18 protein-coding genes are annotated in these 17,903 nt (G+C 62.1%); 6 read left to right on the forward strand and 12 right to left on the reverse strand.

Features of this window, described 5'->3' with window-relative positions; genetic code table 11:
- Positions 1-84: 84 nt before the first annotated feature.
- The 11 genes from ACFCU0_RS01435 to ACFCU0_RS01485 form a co-directional block, all read right to left on the reverse strand.
- Entirely contained in the window at positions 85-633 is a 549-nt protein-coding gene (locus ACFCU0_RS01435) for a hypothetical protein (RefSeq protein WP_434971875.1), read from the reverse strand.
- Between the two features lie 31 nt (positions 634-664).
- The gene (locus ACFCU0_RS01440; protein WP_434971876.1) at positions 665-1,414 is read right to left on the reverse strand and encodes a GvpL/GvpF family gas vesicle protein; all 750 of its coding nucleotides are present in this window, start codon (positions 1,412-1,414) and stop codon (positions 665-667) included.
- Positions 1,415-1,528: 114 nt separating this feature from the next.
- The gene (locus ACFCU0_RS01445) at positions 1,529-1,720 is read right to left on the reverse strand and encodes a hypothetical protein (protein ID WP_434971877.1); all 192 of its coding nucleotides are present in this window, start codon (positions 1,718-1,720) and stop codon (positions 1,529-1,531) included.
- Positions 1,721-1,968: 248 nt separating this feature from the next.
- Complete coding sequence (gene gvpN, locus ACFCU0_RS01450) at positions 1,969-2,940, reverse strand: gas vesicle protein GvpN (protein ID WP_434971878.1); 972 nt, start codon at positions 2,938-2,940, stop codon at positions 1,969-1,971.
- A gap of 278 nt (positions 2,941-3,218) precedes the next feature.
- On the reverse strand, positions 3,219-3,440 hold the full coding sequence (gene gvpA, locus ACFCU0_RS01455; protein ID WP_434971879.1) for a gas vesicle structural protein GvpA: 222 nt from the start codon (positions 3,438-3,440) through the stop codon (positions 3,219-3,221).
- 494 nt (positions 3,441-3,934) lie between these two features.
- A complete protein-coding gene (locus ACFCU0_RS01460) occupies positions 3,935-4,321 on the reverse strand; it encodes a gas vesicle protein (RefSeq protein WP_434971880.1) in 387 nt (128 codons plus the stop codon).
- A 126-nt stretch (positions 4,322-4,447) separates the two neighbouring features.
- The gene (locus tag ACFCU0_RS01465) at positions 4,448-4,843 is read right to left on the reverse strand and encodes a gas vesicle protein K (RefSeq protein WP_434971881.1); all 396 of its coding nucleotides are present in this window, start codon (positions 4,841-4,843) and stop codon (positions 4,448-4,450) included.
- A gap of 37 nt (positions 4,844-4,880) precedes the next feature.
- Positions 4,881-5,192: a gas vesicle protein gene (locus ACFCU0_RS01470; RefSeq protein WP_434971882.1), complete on the reverse strand. Its 312-nt coding sequence runs from the start codon at positions 5,190-5,192 to the stop codon at positions 4,881-4,883.
- A 52-nt stretch (positions 5,193-5,244) separates the two neighbouring features.
- Positions 5,245-7,110, reverse strand: coding sequence for an ArsA family ATPase (locus ACFCU0_RS01475; RefSeq protein WP_434971883.1), 1,866 nt, complete (start codon positions 7,108-7,110; stop codon positions 5,245-5,247).
- Positions 7,111-7,148: 38 nt separating this feature from the next.
- Positions 7,149-7,418 (reverse strand): gas vesicle protein GvpG, encoded by a 270-nt coding sequence (locus ACFCU0_RS01480; protein WP_434971884.1) that lies wholly within the window; start codon positions 7,416-7,418, stop codon positions 7,149-7,151.
- A 39-nt stretch (positions 7,419-7,457) separates the two neighbouring features.
- The gene (locus tag ACFCU0_RS01485; RefSeq protein WP_434971885.1) at positions 7,458-8,438 is read right to left on the reverse strand and encodes a helix-hairpin-helix domain-containing protein; all 981 of its coding nucleotides are present in this window, start codon (positions 8,436-8,438) and stop codon (positions 7,458-7,460) included.
- Between the two features lie 576 nt (positions 8,439-9,014).
- Between ACFCU0_RS01485 and ACFCU0_RS01490 the strand changes: the two genes are divergently transcribed.
- Complete coding sequence (locus ACFCU0_RS01490) at positions 9,015-10,340, forward strand: hypothetical protein (RefSeq protein WP_434971886.1); 1,326 nt, start codon at positions 9,015-9,017, stop codon at positions 10,338-10,340.
- Between the two features lie 164 nt (positions 10,341-10,504).
- Entirely contained in the window at positions 10,505-11,335 is an 831-nt protein-coding gene (locus ACFCU0_RS01495; RefSeq protein ID WP_434971887.1) for a hypothetical protein, read from the forward strand.
- Between the two features lie 57 nt (positions 11,336-11,392).
- Here the strand turns inward: ACFCU0_RS01495 and ACFCU0_RS01500 are convergent, their stop codons facing one another.
- A complete protein-coding gene (locus tag ACFCU0_RS01500) occupies positions 11,393-11,830 on the reverse strand; it encodes a hypothetical protein (RefSeq protein WP_434971888.1) in 438 nt (145 codons plus the stop codon).
- Between the two features lie 493 nt (positions 11,831-12,323).
- On the opposite strand from ACFCU0_RS01500, the gene ACFCU0_RS01505 reads away from it, so the two are divergent.
- The 4 genes from ACFCU0_RS01505 (at position 12,324) to ACFCU0_RS01520 (ending at position 17,863) form a co-directional block, all read left to right on the forward strand.
- Positions 12,324-15,770: a hypothetical protein gene (locus ACFCU0_RS01505; RefSeq protein WP_434971889.1), complete on the forward strand. Its 3,447-nt coding sequence runs from the start codon at positions 12,324-12,326 to the stop codon at positions 15,768-15,770.
- 142 nt (positions 15,771-15,912) lie between these two features.
- The gene (locus ACFCU0_RS01510) at positions 15,913-16,440 is read left to right on the forward strand and encodes a PAS domain-containing protein (protein ID WP_434971890.1); all 528 of its coding nucleotides are present in this window, start codon (positions 15,913-15,915) and stop codon (positions 16,438-16,440) included.
- A 139-nt stretch (positions 16,441-16,579) separates the two neighbouring features.
- A complete protein-coding gene (locus ACFCU0_RS01515; RefSeq protein WP_434971891.1) occupies positions 16,580-17,068 on the forward strand; it encodes a PAS domain-containing protein in 489 nt (162 codons plus the stop codon).
- Positions 17,069-17,155: 87 nt separating this feature from the next.
- Positions 17,156-17,863, forward strand: coding sequence for a hypothetical protein (locus ACFCU0_RS01520; protein ID WP_434971892.1), 708 nt, complete (start codon positions 17,156-17,158; stop codon positions 17,861-17,863).
- Positions 17,864-17,903 lie beyond the last annotated feature (40 nt).

Here is a 17,903-nt window from a genome sequence, read left to right on the forward strand (position 1 = left end):
AAAAGGAGAACGTGCTCTGCGTGGCGGACCATCCCCGATGGGCCGTCTCGCGGGTCGCCCTGTGATGCCACCCCGTCCGTCGCGTTAGTCGTCCCACTCGGACGACGCTTCATCCCCGGCAATCGTCACCTCCACCACGCCATGGCGAGCGCGGATGCCCACGTTTGCGTCGGCTATACTCCGGGGCAGGCGGCGCAGCGTTGCGTATCGAGCCCGCGGGCCGATGCCTTCGAGCCGGACGGTGTCACCATCGACGACGCAGGATACCGCCTCTTCCGACACGCCGGGCATTTCTGCAATCAGGATGATGCGGCCGGACTCGTCGATCATCTCGACGTTCGGTTCACGCGCCTCACGGTCCGGCTCGTCGTGCTCGACCTCTTCGTCCCGGACATCCTGCACGCCCGGATGCTCCACACCCGCTGTTGCCCCGGGCGCGTCGCGCGGAGCAGTACCGCCTCCGACGATCGTTCGGACGTGCACGCCTGCAACGCCTTCGACGCCATCCTTCGAACCGAAGCGCGTTGTCCTGTGAATGGTAGCGACTCCGGATTCCGCCCCGAGACGGTCGAAGAGCGACCGAAGCTCCTGGAATAGGCCGTCGAGGCCAGTCGATGAACGTTCGGTAGACATAGCGGAAGTGGAGGATTGGGACAACGGCCGGTTAATTTTCGAAAGCGACGTCGGCGAAGCTGTACGGCGCCATCGGATCCGTATACTTGAATAGAAACTCGTCACCGAACGATCCCGCCGCCTCGTGCACGGCTTTTTCGAACGCATCCTGCTCGGTTTTCGGGACCAGGCACGCGAGATTCATCACCTCCGACTCATTTTTCGGGTCCTGGACTTCGATCGCCCGGCATACCGCCTCGACATGATCGAGCACCGTGTCGAGGTGAGCCTCGCGCTCGGCCTGCAGCAACGACTCGAACTGCTCACCGAGCTGAATCATATCCTGGCGACTGGCAGACGCGCCGTTCCCGAAGAAGGCATCGCGCATGTCCTGCAACCGCTCGTAGCGCGACACGAAGTAGTCGAAGATATCATCCACGTTCCACCGAACGCGGAGCGTGACCTCAGCCTGTCCCCGCACGCGGGCCAGCTGTTCGATCAGGACATCACGATGCGTGTCCAAAAAGTGGGTCACGTCCTGCTCGCTATCGGCCAGCACGCCGAACGCCATCGGTAGTACGGCCGTCCGGTCGGTCAGAGAGCGAAGCGTATCGTGGTGCGCCTTGAGGTTGCGACGGCGCGGCCGAAGCTTGCCGGCGGGGGCATCGCTGACGACGGCAGCAACCTGCTCGCCGGTAAGCATGCGGACAGACGCACCCTTGATTCCGGTCCATTCGGATACGTCCGGGGCGGCCGTCGAGGCATCGATGATACCGTATAGATAAAGTGGGGCGTCTGACATGGCGTTTCTGCAAAATGGATGCAGCGGGAAGGCGACGGGCCACGAACCGACCAGTGGCGCGGGGTTTGGGCTATCGACGGTGCGAATGGCACCTCCAACAGCAAGCGCTATGTGCTAATACTGATACTCGAAGCCGTCGTCTGTTTGCTCGGACGGGGCCGGACGGTCGTCCGGCTCGACGCGCTCGAGGCCTGCCTGGTCGTAGAGACCTCGAATCCGGGCATTGATCGATTCGATTTCGCGGGTGCAACGGTCCACTTGCCCCTGCAGTGCCCGGCGAATTCGCTTCTGCCGGGAGCGAGCCATCTGAAGGTTGGCGATCTGAACGTATACCTCATGCGACGCTCTCTCCGGCCGCGGCGTCGTAGACGGCGGCCGCACGCTGGATTGCAGCCGTGGGGGTCGCGTTGAGGGTGGCGATGGCTGACTCGGCCGCCGGGCCGCTCCAGTGGGGCGTGTACGCTTTTTCATGTTATGTAAGGCAATTCGGAGAGAGAGACGGTGGGGCGGCGAGGCGTAGCCGGCTCCTCGCACATTCGGAAGGGCGTTCGGAGCTATCGCTTTCGGAAAACCGTGCGAACCAGGGCTTCAATCTCGTTTCGGATGTTGCTTCCCTCGGTGGTCGAGCCGTTGGGGCCCGCGATGGATCCGCGTTTGGGTCGGAGGACGTCTATGCAGGACTCCCGGAAGATGGCGCTGTCGGCGGCCACGTCGTCCTCGCGACCGGCGAAGACGCGAGCGAGCGTGATAGCGGCGCGTACCGACGGGCCATGCTGGGCGGAGTCGATCTGCCGGGCGGTGCGCACGATGTCGACGATCACCTCCGCACTCTCCCGGGAAATGCCGGAGCGGGACTGCGTGATCTCGATCTCCATGTCCCGGTCCTGGAATCCGAGTTCGATGGTAATGAGGCGGTCAAGAAGCGCATTCTGGGTCTTATGCGTCCCGGCATACTCCTCCGGGTTGGACGTAAAGATCGCTCGGAAATTGGGGTGAACGCGCACGTACCCGTCGCTGCTTCCGCTCCGGCTGGGTAGATGTAGAATGCGCTCCTCCAGAATGCTCAGGAGCACATTGTTTGCCTCGGCAGGGGACCGGGTGAACTCGTCGTAGATAAGCGTATATCCTTCGCGGCACGCTCGCGCGAGCCGGTTCTCCTCCCAGAGCCGCTTGACCTGCTCGTCGGTTTTCAGAACCGAGCGGATGAAGTTGTCGACGACCTTGGATTTCCGGTATCCGACTTCGGCTCCGATGAGGTCCGAACGGCCGAACTCGTCGTCGCCGTGAATGAGCACGGCCGGCTGATCCAGCTTGGCGGCCACGTGGAAAGCGAGACTTGTTTTGCCTGTTCCCGCGACACCCGTGAAATGGACCGGATAACCGGCACCCATATAATTCAGCGCCCGGTCAGTGATAGATTCGATCTCGGGCGTTGCGACGAACTGCTCGCTGGGCTTCGGGAGAAATGCGTTGTTGCGATCCTGAACACGGACGGATACGGGAGAAGCCGACGGGGGATGTTCCATAGCGACGCACCGCACGGTCGTGCGGTGACAAATGAGAAAAGGAGGGGGCCGGTGACGGCAGTGGGTGTACGGTGGGACCTCTGTACGTCGCTCGCCCAAACGGTCGGTAGCGACAACGATACCGCAGGCAACGGACGCGGCAGTCGGTGCATGGCAGAGGCATCCTGCACGGCCCAGACGCGCCGCGTGGGCCATGATGCACAACAGCATCCGAACCCGGCCGAACGAATCGACCGGGCCAGATGCCATGCTGCGCACAATAGCAAGCCTCAGGCCGATTAGGCCTGCGGCGCGGCGGCCGTTGCCGTAAGGCCAATGCCTTCCGCGTACTTCAGATACGTCTCGACGGACGCGATCACGATTCGGGCTTCGACCGAAACGAGCTCGATACCAACGAGGGATACGCGAGCAAAAGCGTCGATCACGATCCCCTTATCAAGGATGCGATCGACCACTTCCGCAAGACCGCTCGAATCCGTAGATTTTTGTACTTCAGCCATGTGTAATCCTCAGTATAAAATGAGTGGACAGAGAGTGAGCCAGAGCGAGGACTCGTTTCACATTTCATGTTCGATAACGGCACACCGTCGACCGAACGAGAATGAGCCCTGTTTCGTGGCGGGCAACACGCTGGACTCGGATCCGTCCGGCACGAGCCGCCGAACCGACATCGAGCGGATTGATGCGCTCGCACGGCACGTGACGCGTTCGTAACGGGGTTGAACTGCGTATCCCGAGTAACTGCAACCGGAGGTTAGCCACCCGCAGCGCGAGTTGCAACTGCTGGTACGTGAGTGCCCGGATCAAATCGGGAAAACGTTGTGAGGCCCGGTCGACACCCGGCCGTTCTTCCCCCAATACTCGGGCATATTCTGTGTATGTAAGCGGCAAGGATCAGTCCCACTCCCGGGGGGCTCTACTCATCCAACACCATCTTTACAACTGCCGGCAAATCGACGAGCAACGCAGCGACGTGGGATCAGAAAAAGCGTCGTCAGGCGAGGTCATTGCCCGCCCCATCATTCGCATCTGCGGGACCGGAGCCGGCTTCGATCCGCTTCTCCAGACGCTCCAGACGTCGATCCAGGGATGCCAGTACGTTTGCCGTCGAGCGAGCGTCGCTGTCGTCGATAGAACGATCCGCGTCCGACGCGCCGGACGTCAGATAGCTTGCTCGTTTCCACCAGTCCATGCCCATCTCTTCGGCTTTATCGACCGAGCAGACGATGAGGCGAATCTGAATGGTAAGAAGCTCCACGTCGTTGAGATTTACTCGGATATCACCGGCGATGACAATGCCGGTCTCGAGCACGCGCTCAAGGATATCGGCAAGGGTGTCCGAGTTGGAGTTGCGGCGAATGCTACGTGCGCGGTCGGCCATGAGGGAGATGCAAAAAGAAGAAAGGAAAATGTAGGTCAGGCGCCGCGGGACGGCACATTCAAACGTTCGCTCGATGCTGTAGAGGATGGAGACGGTCCACGGTGCGATATTGTGCGTGGGGCCAGGTCATACGTCGTCAACCTGCACCGTCCCAAGGTCGATGTCGAGATCGTCGGGATCGATGCCGAACGCCTCGCAGATACGTTCGATTTCCTCTGCCTGGCGCATCAGCGCCCGTCCGACCCGTTCCACCTCGTCCGGGGTGAGCGTATCGTTCTCCATCCGCCGAACGGCCTGCCGTTCGAGCACATCGTGCAATAGCTGAACGAGCGTCAGGACCAGCCGGGCCAGGCCATCCGAGCCGCCGGTTTCGCCGTCCTCCGACGCCGGCGTCGTTTCGCCGAGCGATACGCGTTTGATCTGAGACTGCATCCGGTCGAGCGTCTCCTCGATCGAACCAGCGGCCGGGACATCCTCCGTGTCCGAGGCGATACTACCAGGTGCGTCCTGTTTGCAAGTCATACTGGTCGATTATCTTGTTGCGGCTATGCCAGGCCGTCTACGCCGTTTGGGGACCCGGGCGATCCGAAGCGGATTCATCGTCGGCAGATGTCGAGGACGTGGCGGACGAGTGGATCGATGTCACCGGTTGCGCGGGGAGGCCTCCCGCGGTGGGGTCTCCATCCCTATGTGAAGGCCCGCCGATCACATCTTCCCGCATCGCCGTATCCACCGCGCTCAAGATCACGCGAAGGTCGAGATACAGGAGATCGACACCGGCGACGGAAACGATCAGGTCTCCACGGACGACGGCGCCCTTATGGAGCACGCGATCGATGGCCTCGGCAAGCTGGAGACGAGTAGAAGGCATGCAAGAACACGTTTGAAGGAAGAAGCGAAGCGGTGTGACGCGCGCCGGCGCATCACGAAGCGTCAGCGTAGAGGCGTTGCCCCAGCGTTTTGAGACGATCCACGCGATGAAGCTCAGATGTCCGGTACACCCGGGGTGGAAGCGGCCGCGCACGGGAATCATCCGGCGTCAACATCGCGTCGATGGACGTGAGCACGTCCTGTTCGGCCGGGCCACGAGTGTCCGGCGGGGTTACTCGGTTCACGGCGAGAAAAGCCATCCCCGCACCGGCCTCGGCCGCCTGCTGGACGAGCCGGGATGTCTCGGCCTGTACAACCGGTTCTGGTGTGGCAACGCCGACGTAGCGGATCTCTGCATGATTCTGCCGTCGGGTCCACGCCTTGGTTTGCTTCGACACGCGGACGAGCCGATCCGTCAAATCCGGTAGATGCAGAATATCCTGATGGGCGCGGAGAATTCGAAAGAAGACCCGGATCCATTCGACAAAGACCTGCGGCATCACGAGCAGCTGCAGGAAGTGACCGGTTGGTGCCGTATCGATGACGCATCTATGATAGGCATCGTCGTCAACAAACTCCATGATGGCGAGCCACCCCATGACCTCGTCGATCCCGGGCGGGGCGAGATCCATCAGGGCTTCCGTAACGGCACGATCGTACGGCAAGTCGACGCGTTTGCCACCTGCTTCGTCAAAGAAATGGCGCACTTCTGCGGCGTACCGGTCGCGAAGGGCCTCAAACCGAGCCTCGGCGTCGATTTCCATGACGTGCACGCGCCCAGTGCCGACATCCAGGCCGTTGTCCGCGCCGGACTCGAAAATATCCGACAGGGAATGGGCGGGATCCGTCGACGCCAGCAGCACCGACGCCCCGCGCCGTGCCGCTTCCAGCGCCGTTGCAGCGGCAAGCGTCGTTTTTCCGACGCCACCTTTCCCCGCGACCATGATAATCCGGGAAGAAGGTAGTGCAACCGGGCGTTCGACCTGGATAGGCCGTGAGCGCTCGACCCCCTCCGGTTCTGTCTCGTCCGATACCTCGGCGCAGGGTCGGGCAGCGTTCCAGAACGAGTCGAGCGCACGCCGGCGTGTCGCGGGGTCGGTGCTTCGCAGTTCGGAGCGGCGCGGTACAGCGATACAGGGAACGCCGGGCGCCAAATTCGGCATAACGTCACCCGCGACCTCGTTGACGACCAGCATGGCCAGAGATACGTCCCGATCGGCGAGATGAGAGCAGAGACGCTGCGTTTCGCGTCGGACAACCGGCTCGGCGCGCATTACCACCACCGCCCGGGACAGCGATTCGTCGCACACGGCGGATTCGAAGCGGTCGGTCCGGTCGTACATGTCATCCAGAAAGGTATCCATCTCATCCCGCCCGCCTCCGCCGAAGACCGATCGCATGTAGCGGTGTTTTGCGAGCATCTGATCGAGCACATCGAGCCAGCTCCGAAACCGCCCGGGCGTGTCCAGAAGGCGCATCAGGTGACCCGTCGGTGCCGTGTCGATGATGACGGTATCGGCGGACGTGTCACCGCCACCCGGCAGATAATCCGTGAGCCGGAGGAATGCCATTACAACGTCCATTCCCGGGAACGACGACTCCAGGAGACGGCTGACCTCGTCCTCTACGAAGAAGGTCCCGCGTTCGATGATGGAGGCGATGACGTCACCGTGTGCTGCGCGAAAGGAGTCCGTGCGTTCCGCGGCATTGATTTCCTCCACGGAAAGTCGAATTGGTGATGCCGGCGTGAGAACATCTCCGATTGAGTGAGCCGGATCCGTCGATAGGAGGTGCGTTCTGTGTCGCGAACCGAGCGTAAGCGCGAGTGCGCTCGCCACCGTTGTTTTTCCGACCCCTCCCTTCCCGACGACCCACAGGAGTCGGGGTGGCTCGCTCAGTACGGGCAATTCAACGGACATACCTGCTGGACTCTCGGTGAGACTACGGCGAACGGACATTACGATGACGCGGCCGGTCCATCTTCCCCATCAAGCGTGGACCGCGCCTCTTCCAGTGCGTCCAGGGCGTCAAGAACCTCTTCCTCTCGCCGGTCGAATTCCTCCTCCGTGATTTCGCCGATGTCGAGCTGGATGTACAGCTCGTTCAACTCATCGCGGAGTGCCGTGCGCCGATTCGCAATTTCGTCCTCGGCGGCATCATGTACGGATTCAGCAATGAACCGAATGCCTTTGAAAGGGGCCAGCAGAAGATCGTCGATAAGAAACATAATCGGGCACGACATGCGGGAGACAAGAGGTCGGCTGCGTCAGGTCGAGGCACGCTCCTCCGCCTGCTCGATCCACGCGTCAACATCGGCAAAGGATGGCAAGCCTCCCATCAGTTCGCGTATCTCGTCCGCAGTCGCCCCGGCCAGATCGTCGAACGTGTGAACGCCCTGCTCGCGTAGGCGAAAGGCCATCTTGGGGCCGATCCCCTGAATGACGGCGAGGTTGTCAATGCCATCCTCATCGCCGGTGGCCTCGGCGGGGTCCGAAGGCTCTGCCGACTCCTGTCGCGCCTGATCCATTACGGCCGCGAGCCGGGAGCCGCCCTCGTCGGGTGTTGCGTCGTCACGTGTTGTGTCGTCGGGCGGTGCAGCTACCCTGCTCAATTCCCCTGCGCCGGCACTTTTGCTACCTGCGCCGGCGTCATCGCGGGGGACTTCCGCCGCCGGTGCGGATGCACGAGCCCGACCCGGAAACGGGGCACGGCCGGGGATTGCCACGGCCTCTGCTCGCGCCTGCTCTCGCTGCAACCGCTCGGCGCGGTATCCGGCGAGCAGTTCAGACACGGAGGCCCTTACCCCATCGAGGAATTCCGATCGTTGCCGGGCGTCCTCGCCGTAGCGACGGCGGCGCTCGTCGGCAAACCCAGCCGTCAAGTCCACGACCGCCCGCCGGACGTTGTTGACAAACGCTCGCGTTTCCCGCATGACGTTCGGCCGCTCGGCGCGTGCCCGCTCTGCCTCCGCCGCCATGGACTCACGGAATGACTCGAGCTGGACCGCGACGTCCGCACTAATTTCTTTGACCTCTGCCCGAATCTGGGCGATGCGTTCACTCCTGTGACGACGGTCCTCCTTTGTCGTTTTTTCCAGGGTGGCACGAAACCGGGAGAGTTCATCTGCAAGACCCTCCGTCGACCGGCGCACCTCGTCTCGAAGTTCCTGGATCCGTTTGCGATGAGCAGCTCGGAGCTCTTCCATCTCGTCCTTCAGGTGACGCAGTCGGTCGCTATTCATTCCCATGACAGAGGGCACATTGATCCAGTGAACAGTAACGATACGATGGATCAGACCGCGCCAAAGCGGCCTGAGCAATCCTTCCACAACTACCGCATTGCGGATCAAACTTCAAGCCGCCCATCTGCCGGTGTGGACCACGGAGGAAGCGGACGGCGATCGGGAAGAATGTTGGGAGCCGCTTACGACGCACAGGCCCGGTATTGAAACGGTCTCCCCGCCCCTACGCGGCTTCGTAACGGGCATGACAAATGATTTGCCGGTGGGCAGATCCCGCCCTATTCTTGTTTTGAAGCCATGCGACGCGGACAAATGGAAACGGCTCATTTCCTTCTTTCGCGTTCTCGCCGCGCCCCGCGTCCTCTCGCCCCTGCTTCGACGTCCAAGCCGTCATGGCCGATGTCGTGTCGCCAGACGTCCCATAGCTCTCGCATTCCCCGCGCTCAGACGGGATCACCGACGGCAACCGGTTGCACAGCGCGGACATCCCGGACGGGGCCGGGACACTCGACACTCCGCAGGTTCATGCCGTCACACGTGCGTGAAGGCCCCCGCCCCCATTCAGTCTCATTCGACACGGTCATGTCCACGGACACATCCATCGACGCTGAAACGGCAGCGCCGGATAAACCCGATACCCTCGACACGTCCTCATCACACTCGCGGGTAGTAAACGCGTCCGTCGTCCGCGCGGGGCGAACGGACGGTATAGCCAATGTCGACCCGGAACTGTTTACGAGCGCCCTGCACCACGAGGCTGCGAAGCAGCGCTTCGAGGGTCGCCTTGAAGTGGTTCGAGATCGACTCCGAAACGTCGCGCAGCAGATCGACGATGTCCGGCGACTCGCGCGCGAACGCACGGCGGCAGCGGCCCGGACGCGGCACCTTACCCGGGAGGCCTCACGTCTGCAGCAACGGCACAGGAATCTCGAGACGGGCATCGAGGCGACGGAACAGGAGCAACTCGCGAAGAAAAAGCGGGGCTCCGTCCTGTACGCCACGCTGTACACCATCGCCGGGGTGTTCTTTATCGCCGGCGATGTCATCATGTCGCGCGAGATCGTGGCCAACGCGCTCAAGTTGCCTGGAACCGTCGAACCCTGGGTGTTCGCCATCGGACTTGCGATGCTCGCCATCCTCGTTAAACCGGCGTACGATCGACTTGTCGAAGACCGGTACTGGGACGGTCGGACGGGCTGGTTCACCGCGACGATCTCCGTGTGCGCAACGGGGGCTCTCGCCACCCTCTGGATCCTCGGCGCCTTCCGGTCGACGGCGTTCGTTAGCAATACGAAAATGCAGCGGCTGACGACCGAGCTGCTTCAGACGCAGGATCCGGGACGGATCGCCGAGATCGAAGCACAGGTCGGAATGCTTCAGCAATCCCTGATTGCAAGCCCGCTCGGGTACTGGGCGTTCGTCCTATCAGGCGTCCTGTTCGCTCTCGCCGGCGCAGTATGCCTCGGAATCGGGCTCCGTCACTTTCGCGACGCTTATCACCTGCGCTGGTCGCTCCATCGGACGCACCGGGAGTTATCGCAACAACGCGAGGCCACGTCCGATCGTCTTGCACAGATTCGCCAGGAGCTCGGCGACCTCGATGTGGCGCAGGAAACCGCGCGCCACTCGCTCGACGCGTTGCCGACAACAGCCGATCTGCTGGAACGGCGGTCCGATCTGCGAGAGCGGGAGCAGACGCTCATGGACAACATTGCGCGGTCTTCCTGCGACCGTCTCGACGCCATGTATCGTCGTAGCCATGCACAGGGCCAGGCCGGCCTTCACCCCGCCGATCGCGCAACGGACGGATCGGCAGGTCTCGGCGGGGACGGTCACCCGGACGTATCCCGTCCCGGCGGACCGTCACCATCGCCGGACGAACACAGTGCAGCCGACGAAACACCCTGACGAGACACTTCGGGACATCCTTCGTCATGACTCCTGATGCCTTGTGCGACGAATGGCAGTCTGTCAATACAGCATAGCCCCTCGCCCGGACACGCACTTCGAAGCAGATCGAAATCGAATGGTCCGGTGCGTCTCCCTGACGACCCTCTCTCCTCCACCCATCAATGCCACTTTCCCTCACCAAGTCGCCGTCCCCACTCGACCGATGCGTTCCCCCCCCCGCCGCAATTTTTCAAACCGTCGTGGCCGTCGCGCTCTTGCTACTCAGCGGCTGCAGGGGCGACCAGGACACTACGACGCCCGTCCCGGAGAGCCGAACGACGCTCGTCTTTTTAGATGGTAGCACCAGTGCAGGTGCATTTCCCGCCGCGAAGGCCCTCTTCGCCGATTCACTGCGTCACATGATTCGACAGCGGATGCAGCGCTCCGGGGACCGGCTGTCTCTTTTCGTGGTGCACGAAAAGACGCTAAGTAAATCTCCCCGCCTGGAGCTCACCAACGACGTTCGACCGATCGAGGAGAAACCGTTCGCCGATGAACGGGCACTGGAAGCGGCACGGTTCAGGAAAGACCAGCAGGAGGAACTCCGCCGATTGACGGCGGAAGCCACGAGCTTCCTTCGATCACTCGACGGTGGAACGTTTGCCCGATGGACCGATCTCTGGGGTACGCTTGGCGTAGCAAGTGAGGAAATCGCGGACCCCAGCAATGCCGCCATCTACTACTTCAGCGACATGTTTGAAAGCATGCCCGGTAGCGATAGGCGGAATTTCGACCGAAGGGCACCCGCCGGCCGATCCGAAGCAGAGACGTGGGCCGAGAAGGACGCACAGGCGCTCAGCAAACATATGGTGCTAAGGCGCGAACACCTCGACGGGGTGACGGTGCGCGTCGTCATGGGGCCGCTGGCAACCAAGACCGGTGCGCAGAGCGTAAAGTTTTACTGGCTCGACCTGTTCGACCATGCTGGACTTGGAACCGTCCGGTACAATTGATCGAGCGGACGGCAGGATGCGGAAGAATCGTCTGCCCGCAGATGACACCACGCGAACTTACTCGTCGAAGGGCTCCGCGAGGAAGTTTGTGAGGGAATCCACTCGGGTCTGGCTGAGCAGCGGCTCCAGCGCCTGCACAATAAGGCTTACGCACGTTGCCCGGTAGATCAGATCATCAGCGGCGCGGCCATTACGATCGGTCTGGTGTTGAATCTGCGTGTTCAGCATCATCCAGTGCGCCTTCACCTCCACGTATTGAATGCCCACACCCCGCTCCAACTCCTCCAGGGAGTCAATTTCCATCAAGGTCCGGTACATCCGGTTGCGGAGCCCGGATACGTAAGCGCGCACGGCTTTTCGCTGCGACTGCGCCGCGTCCGGCCACTCGTCCAGAACCATACCCCACTTCTCGTCAAGCTCGCCGCGAAGGGCTGACTCGATCTTTGAATGAACGGATGCTACTTTTTCTGATGAATCGGTAGTGGCGAACGTCATTGGCGGTCGAACGGTCGGAGGAGGACACCGGGCAAATCCTGCGGTTGATGCGAAAACTACACTGCCAAACACGACTCGCATTCTACAGGATTCTACGTTTCGATCATGTAGCCGACACATACCGAATTGGTTACAGTCCCCGCTCTCAGAAGGTGGGTCCGCCTGAGGCCACGTTCGTACGCGACCGTAGTGGGTCCTCGGAGGTCCCAGAGAACGCCTTGTAGCGACGATCGGGCATGTTTTTTGTCCATCGTCACCGTCGCCGGGTGCTATGGAGATCGGGCCGCGCATCGGGACGCGAGATCGTACGGATCGACCCTCCGTGCACCCCATACAAAGACCCTGTTGACCTCGTCCCGTGTCGGGTCAATGCCCGGCGTTGCGCGCCGCCCCGAACCAAGCGCGACCCCGTTCTCCGATCGCGGGCATCCGGCCGGTGAACTTGACCGGCCGGCGACTCCCTTCAACCTCTTGTGCACTCGAACCGAATCTGATGGCTGACCGACAAGATTCCAACGCGGCGGCGCCCACGCCTCCGTCCGATTGGCTTGCCAATGAGTGGTCTGAACTCTGCGACGTCCTCGGCACATCCGATCCCGAGGAGGTGCTCCCACGCGTCCGTACACTCAAAAAGAACATGGACCGCATCGACGAGGAGGCGGCGCGTCCGCAGGAGAGTTTCGTGACGATCAGCGAGGTCGAGGAGGTGTTTCGCGAGTTGAATGAGCGTCTCCGCAAGCTTCGTGAACGAAACGCGCAACTCGTCGAGCAACTGGAGGAAGAGGGCGAGGAAGGGGTCGAAACCGCCTTCAAGGAACTGCACCGCGAGACGGAAGAACTCCTCGAGGCGCTCGGCGTGGCGAGCGTCGAGGAGGGAATGAAGCGGGTCGACAGCATGAACCGACAGCTCGAAAACCTCTACCGCGAGAAGGAAATCCTGGTGGAGGCCGGGTACACGCAGACGTCGGAGGCACTGGAGGAGATCGATACCCTACGGGAGAAGCTGCAGAGCGACGAATCCAAGCCGGACACATCCGTCTTCCATGCGGCCACGACCATACGCAACATGATTGGCGTGTCCACGATCGGGGAAGCCGAAGATCTGGTCCACGCAATTCGACAACTTCACGCCCGCCTGGGCGATCTTGCCGGCTCGGATCACGATCCAAGCGACCACGACGACTCGGCAGACGATCTTAGCGCGCTCGTGGACGAGATGGACGAGCGCCTCTCTACAGTAGAGCGCGAGCGGAATGAGGACGCAACCTCGAACGGTGCATCGATTCCCGATGAAGTGACCGAGGTGCTCGGCGTTCAGACGCTGGACGATGCGAAGCGACTGGCCGAGATGGTCACCTCCCTCGGCGACCGCGTCCAGGCCTACCACGCAGAACGAGAGCGCATCAATGAGGAGACGGGGGTCCGGACAGCTGACGGCGTCCTTGAGATGATCGCAAGCATGGAAGAGCAGCTGGTGGACCTGTACGAACACCAGCAGGACAGCCTTGCACCCGAGGTTGGCGACATCCTCGGCGTCCGTACAGAATCCGAAGCGCGCGAGCTCGTATCCACCGTGCGTGTGATGGGAGAACGCCTCGAACAATATCGGAGCGAGCCCGCTCGCGTCGGAACGGAGCTGTCCGTGGAGGACGTGGACGGTGTGCTGGAGATGATTCACAGCATGGAGGAGCAGCTCGTCGACCTGTACGCATACGTAGGGAAAAGCCTCGACCCGGAGGTTGGCAACGTCCTCGGAATCCAGTCGCACCAGGAGGCGCGCGATCTCCGGGAAACGGTCGCATCGATCGGCAATACCCTGGCCGGCCTCGGCGTTTCCGGCGAGGACGCCTCTCCCCCCGCCGAGACGCCTCATGATTCGACGGTCCTGGACGGTATTCGCGTCGTGGAGGAAGAGGTCCGTGCCCTTCGCGGGCGTCTGGTAGCGCCAGAGGCAGCGGAAGCCGAAACGACAGATGCATCGGAACCGGAGGCGACGGGCATCGGCCGCGTCCTTGGCGTCACGTCGGTCGATGAGGCCGAAGAGCTGGCGTTCCTCGTGCAGGACATGACCGATCAGCTCGAACGGCTGACCGAAGAGCAGGAGAAGCTGGATCGAGCGGGGCTGACTGCCGAGCAAGCCATCGCCATGATCGACACGATGGAAGAACAGCTCGTCGACCTGTACCAGGATCGGGCCGAGGGCCGAGCCGACGGGGAAATCATCGAGCAGGCCGGGTTCACAGCATCGCGACACGGGGCGGCCGATCCCGCCGCCGAGGCCGAAAGCGAGGTGCTCGAGATCCTGGGTGTTGGTACACCGGATGAGGCGCACGAACTGGCCGACCTCGTCCACTCCATGAGCAACCAGCTGGACCGGCTCACGGAGGATCAGGAGAAACTCGTCGAGGCCGGCCTCACGGTCGAAACCGCGCTGCAGATGATCGACAGTATGGAAGAGCAGCTCGTGGAACTGTACGAGGACCGCGAAGCGACGCGCCAGGCGGCGGACGAGTACGGCACTGTGCAGTCTGTTCTCGGCGTTACAACACCGGAGGAAGCGCGCGAACTCGCGGACGCGGTGCGCTCACTACACGAGGAAATCCGCGAGATGCAGGCCGAGCAGGCCGGTATGCTCGAGGAGACGGGCACGTCGTCCACGGAAGACGTTCTCGCCCTGATCCGGAGCATGGAGGAGCAACTCGCTGATCTATACCGGGAAAGGGAGCAGAGCACATCGGCGGCCCAGCAGCTCGACGCCATCGAGGACGCACTCGGCGTTCGCTCCGGCGAGGAAGCCCGGGAGATCGCACGAATGGCCCGGGAGATGAACGACGAGATAGCCGAGCTCGAACAGGAGCGGGAAGCACTCAACGATGTCGGTCTCCGATCTGTGGACGACGCCATCTCCATGATCGCCAGCATGCAGGATCAGCTTGAAGAGCTGTATCAGGAGCGGGAATCGACCACGCGCCGGGCCAGCGCCCTGGACGAGGGACAGGACACGTTCCAGCAGCTCGAGGCGCTTTACGCTGAACAGGAGAAACTGGAACGCGAACTCGGTCTCTCCTCTGCCGATGACGTCATCGAAATGGTCGAGGGACTCGCCACGCAGCTGGACGACCTGTATCGCGACCGCGAAAGCGTTGAGGATCTGAGCGAAGATGTGCAGGCCTTCGTGGATGAACACGCAGCCGAAGAGGATGCATCGGTCATGCTCGCGAGCATGGAGCAGCAGCTCCGCGACCTTTACAAAGAAAAGGAACGCCTGATCGATCTCGGATACGGCAGCGCGGACGAGGCGGCCAAACGTATTGAAACACTCGAGCAAAAGCGATCCGAACTTGCCCGGGCCTCCGCAGAGTGCCGCGAGCGCTTCGACCGGCTCGAACGCGAACTGGGCGTCTCCGGCGTGGAAGGGATCCTCTCCCTCGTCCGAGACGCATCGGGAGCAGGCAGCGCGCGATCCGCCGACCCCTCGCTACCATCATCGTCTGAGGCGACCCCATCCCCAGGCGCGAGCGACGGCGACCATCCCGGCTACTTCATCGATGCCGCTCCCGCGTTCGTGCCAGCATCTACCCTCTCACGCCTGGAAGAAATGAGCAGCGACCAACTCGACGATCTCGACATTGGCGTGATCCGGCTCAGCGATCGCGGCGTCGTGCAGTTCGTCAACGAGACCGGTCTGGAGCTTCCAGGTCTCAGACGACGGAAAAACAAAACCACAATCCTGGGGAAAAACTTTTTCTACGAGCTCGCGCCGAGTACCAACAATAATCTCTTCTTCGGTCGATTCAAAGAAGGACTGAACCAGGGGGCGATGGATGCACGCTTTCCTTATACCTTCATCAGTCCGGGCCAGGGACCGAAGGTTCTGATGGTCCACCTGCATTCCAAGCCCGATAGCGATGCGCAGTGGCTCCTCTTCAGTGCCATGTGATAGCACGCAATTCCGGGCCCGTACCCCCGGTGGTTTGTCCGCACCGGTTGTTGTCGAAGACGCCGGCGGCCAGCCGCAAACATGGCTCTTTCGCTCCTGTGACGTACACCTTTTCGCCTCCGCACCATCCAGACCCAGCTTCATGCCCGACCCCGCCCGTGACCTCTACTCCTTCCTCCGGTCGAAGGACTTCGTCTCGTCCGATGCGGACGCCGATGCCGCCGACGACGACACCGAACCGCAGTTGCGCGCCGTAGACGACTCCGATGACCGTGATCGCGACAGCGACTCCGCCTCCGATGAATTGTCGTTCGGTGCTGAGGACCTGGAGCCGAGGCTCGCCCACGCAGACAAAGAGACGCTAAACCGCGTCGACTTTGGCGTCATCCGTCTGGATGACGACGGCATCGTCCAGTTCTTTAACCGATACGAGTCTGACCTGAGCGGCGTCGATCCGGAAGAGGCCCTCGGACAAAACTTTTTCAACGATCTTGCCCCATGCAGCAACAATCGCCTCTTCCGGGGTCGGTTTAAGGACGGCGTGCGAAAAGGCGAGATGGACGAGCGCTTCACCTACACCTACACGTACAAGATGCGGCCGACCCTCGTCGAAGTTCGTCTCTACCGCGATAATGACGGACAGAACTGGATATTCGTCCAGAAACGCTGACTCGATGGTGCGGAGGATGCGCGTTCGGCCGGTACCCGCCCGGCTTCTACGGACCGCGCATCCATGGCCGGCGGAATCGCGCGCCGGGCCGGCGATGCCGTAATTCGGACGTCCCCAGAACCGATCGATTTTCCGTCCCATGACTTCCGCCTCGCGGGACTTGTACTCGTTCCTGAAAGACCGTGGGTTGACGCCCCAACCGTCCTCCGACACGTCCGCTGATCCGGAGCCCACGGAAAATCCAGACGGTTCGAAGGCGTTCCTCGACTTCGACAGCGAGAATGTCGGAGAAAAGCTGCACCGGTCCAGCGACGACCAGCTGCACGCGGCGTCGTTTGGTATCGTGCGCGTTGACGACGGCGGGAATGTCGAGTTCTACAACCAGTACGAATCGGAACTTTCCGGCGTCTCGCCGGAGGACGCCATCGGGCGCAACTTTTTCAACCAACTGGCCCCGTGCGCGAACAATCGGATCTTTCAGGGCCGCTTCAAGAAAGGCGTCCGCACCGGGTCGCTCGACGAACAGTTCACGTACACGTTTACGTACAAGATGCGCCCCACGCTCGTCGAGATCCGGCTGTACCGCGATACACAGAGCAACAACTGGGTGCTGGTCCGAGAGCGGTAGCGCGTGCTCTGTTCTAAACCGGGCTCATAGCCCCGGGCGACCGATCCCGCCCCCCTGTCCTCCCCTTCCACAGACGTTAAAAACGCCGTGAACGGTACCGACCGGCATCGTATCGGACCCGCCCACCGACGCCCGCAGAACGTAACCGACGTACTTTGCCGCGAACTCGGAGCCGGCCATCCCGACGGTGCGCTCCGCCAGATTCGGACGATGAAACGAATCCTGAGAACCCACTACCGGGCGCAGAAGCAGCTCGAACGGTACGGCGTAGAATCGACGATGGACGCAGCGTCCCAGATTGACCGGCTGCGCCAGTCTGTGGATGCCGAGCGGGCCGCCCGCCGGCAGCAGGCCAGAGCGAACGTGGAGACGCTGGATGCCGCGCTCGACGTCGTCCGCGTGGCGCGGCGGCGCTTAAATGAGATGGCGCGCACTCCTGTGACCGAGGGTGGCGGGCCAGAAGACACCGCACACCACTCCGCCGGTCCGGAGACCTTCCCGATGCTACGTGCCTTCGATACCGTACTCCGCAATCTCGACGAGCTACGGTTGGAGTTGTGGGTCGAGGCCGGCCAGCCCGACCCCGGGGAGAGCGACGCTTCGAGCAGCATCGACCACCTGCTCGATCGCCTTCAGGAGGAAATGGAACGACTCACGGACGAGAATCAGTCCCTCCGGGATGAGTGCGCCAGCCTCAAGAGACAAAACGACGGTCTCTCGGCCCGGTTACGGGATGGACTCGACCGAATCGCAGAGCTCGAACGCAAGGCTACTCGAGATACCGGCCGTTCGTAGTTGGAGGGTGCCTCGGTCTGAATCTCAGTCCCCGGTCGGA

The organism is Longibacter sp. (assembly GCF_051155795.1).
Lineage (GTDB): Bacteria > Bacteroidota > Rhodothermia > Rhodothermales > Salinibacteraceae > Longibacter.

Bases quoted from the DNA above. Each gene is read 5' to 3' on its own strand.
- ACFCU0_RS01505 (WP_434971889.1), top strand. From the start codon at position 12,324: ATGGCTGACCGACAAGATTCCAACGCGGCGGCGCCCACGCCTCCGTCC.
- ACFCU0_RS01515 (WP_434971891.1), top strand. From the start codon at position 16,580: ATGACTTCCGCCTCGCGGGACTTGTACTCGTTCCTGAAAGACCGTGGG.
- ACFCU0_RS01475 (WP_434971883.1), bottom strand. From the start codon at position 7,110: ATGTCCGTTGAATTGCCCGTACTGAGCGAGCCACCCCGACTCCTGTGG.
- ACFCU0_RS01445 (WP_434971877.1), bottom strand. From the start codon at position 1,720: ATGGCTCGCTCCCGGCAGAAGCGAATTCGCCGGGCACTGCAGGGGCAA.
- ACFCU0_RS01485 (WP_434971885.1), bottom strand. From the start codon at position 8,438: ATGGGAATGAATAGCGACCGACTGCGTCACCTGAAGGACGAGATGGAA.
- ACFCU0_RS01490 (WP_434971886.1), top strand. From the start codon at position 9,015: ATGTCCACGGACACATCCATCGACGCTGAAACGGCAGCGCCGGATAAA.
- ACFCU0_RS01440 (WP_434971876.1), bottom strand. From the start codon at position 1,414: ATGTCAGACGCCCCACTTTATCTATACGGTATCATCGATGCCTCGACG.
- ACFCU0_RS01495 (WP_434971887.1), top strand. From the start codon at position 10,505: ATGCCACTTTCCCTCACCAAGTCGCCGTCCCCACTCGACCGATGCGTT.
- ACFCU0_RS01510 (WP_434971890.1), top strand. From the start codon at position 15,913: ATGCCCGACCCCGCCCGTGACCTCTACTCCTTCCTCCGGTCGAAGGAC.
- ACFCU0_RS01460 (WP_434971880.1), bottom strand. From the start codon at position 4,321: ATGGCCGACCGCGCACGTAGCATTCGCCGCAACTCCAACTCGGACACC.
- ACFCU0_RS01500 (WP_434971888.1), bottom strand. From the start codon at position 11,830: ATGACGTTCGCCACTACCGATTCATCAGAAAAAGTAGCATCCGTTCAT.
- gvpN (WP_434971878.1), bottom strand. From the start codon at position 2,940: ATGGAACATCCCCCGTCGGCTTCTCCCGTATCCGTCCGTGTTCAGGAT.
- ACFCU0_RS01470 (WP_434971882.1), bottom strand. From the start codon at position 5,192: ATGCCTTCTACTCGTCTCCAGCTTGCCGAGGCCATCGATCGCGTGCTC.
- gvpA (WP_434971879.1), bottom strand. From the start codon at position 3,440: ATGGCTGAAGTACAAAAATCTACGGATTCGAGCGGTCTTGCGGAAGTG.
- ACFCU0_RS01435 (WP_434971875.1), bottom strand. From the start codon at position 633: ATGTCTACCGAACGTTCATCGACTGGCCTCGACGGCCTATTCCAGGAG.
- ACFCU0_RS01465 (WP_434971881.1), bottom strand. From the start codon at position 4,843: ATGACTTGCAAACAGGACGCACCTGGTAGTATCGCCTCGGACACGGAG.
- ACFCU0_RS01480 (WP_434971884.1), bottom strand. From the start codon at position 7,418: ATGTTTCTTATCGACGATCTTCTGCTGGCCCCTTTCAAAGGCATTCGG.